At 65.1% G+C, this 1,416-nt stretch carries 1 protein-coding gene; it reads right to left on the bottom strand.

Features of this window, described 5'->3' with window-relative positions:
• Nucleotides 1-76: 76 nt before the first annotated feature.
• Nucleotides 77-1,357 (bottom strand): M18 family aminopeptidase, encoded by a 1,281-nt coding sequence (locus Y708_RS0111870; protein ID WP_028280102.1) that lies wholly within the window; start codon nucleotides 1,355-1,357, stop codon nucleotides 77-79.
• Nucleotides 1,358-1,416 lie beyond the last annotated feature (59 nt).

Here is a 1,416-nt window from a genome sequence, read left to right as displayed (position 1 = left end):
CCCGCCGTGCTGCGAACTGCCACCGCGGCTCGCGGCCGTGATGTGAACCGTGCCGTGATGTGAACCGTGCCGTGATCTAAACCGTGGTGAAGAACCGCTCGGCCACCCGGCGAAGCTGATACGGATCCTCGACCCCGCACAACTCGCGCGCGGAGTGCATGGAAAGCAGCGGAACGCCCACGTCAACGGTACGAATGCCCAACCGGGTTGCCGTCAGGGGACCGATGGTGGAACCGCACGGCATCACGTTGTTGGAAACGAATTCCTGGTACGGCGCGCCAGCGTCCCTGCAGAGACGTGCCCAATAGGCTGCGCCGGGAGCATCCGTGGTGTAGCGCTGGTTGGCGTTGATTTTCAGGAGTGGTCCGCCGCCCAGCACCGGGTGGTTGGCCGGGTCGTGGCGCTCGGCATAGTTGGGATGCACGGCGTGGCCGGCGTCTGCCGAGACACAGAACGACGACGCCAGAGCCCGCCTTCGTGCCTCCGCACCCGCACCGAGCCCGGCCGAAATCCGGTGGAGCACGTCCTCCAGGAAAGGTCCACTGGCGCCGGAACGGGAGGCGCTGCCCACTTCCTCATGGTCGAAGGCCGCAAGGACTGCGATCGGTGAATCAGCCGAGCCATGTTTCGCAGCCGCCGTGATCGCGGTCAAACCGGCATGGACCGAGGAAAGGTTGTCCAGCCGCCCCGAGGCAAAGAATTCACCATCCGCGCCGAATACGCGCGACTCCTGTGTGTCGGCGATAACGACGTCGAATCCTCCGATATCCTCCGCCTCCAGATCAGCCGCGACAGCGAGCAGGGCCAGCAGATCCGCCTGCGCCGGATCACCCATGCCCCATACCGGGTTCATGTGCTGCTGCTTGTCCAGTTTCAGTCCGTCGTTGACCCCCCGGTCAAGGTGGATTGCCAACTGTGGAAACCGCAACAATGGCCCGGTGGCAACCAGGTGCTCGGCGCCGTCGTGCGTTACCAGCCTGCCCGCCAAAGCCAGTTCGCGGTCAAGCCATGAGTTCAGCAACGGCCCGCCGTAGATTTCAACCCCGGCCTGCAGCCAGCCGTGACGTCCGATGGTGGGTTTGGGCTTGAGCTTGAAGGACGGGGAATCAGTGTGCGCGCCGAGGATATGGAAGCCGGTCAACTCGGTGGCGCCCGAGGGCACAATCCAGGCGATCAGCGCCCCGTCGCGGATAACAAAGTAGCGGCCGGGCCCAGCCTCCCACTCCTGATGCTCTCCAAGCTGCGTAAATCCTGCGGCAGCCAGCCGGGCACCGCCGGCGTGAGCTGCATGAAAGCTGGAGGGTGAGGCGCTGACGTACGCACCGAGGTCGGCGATATGAGCATGGGCTGCGGTCATGGTTCCTAAGCCTATCGGTAGGGACCCGGTGCGAGCGCAGCGAGCCCTGGGGAGGCCGA

It is taken from the genome of Arthrobacter sp. H5 (genome assembly GCF_000520595.1).
Lineage (GTDB): Bacteria > Actinomycetota > Actinomycetes > Actinomycetales > Micrococcaceae > Arthrobacter_D.
Note: the sequence above shows the minus strand (reverse complement) of the source record. Positions and strands in the feature narration are given on the sequence as shown.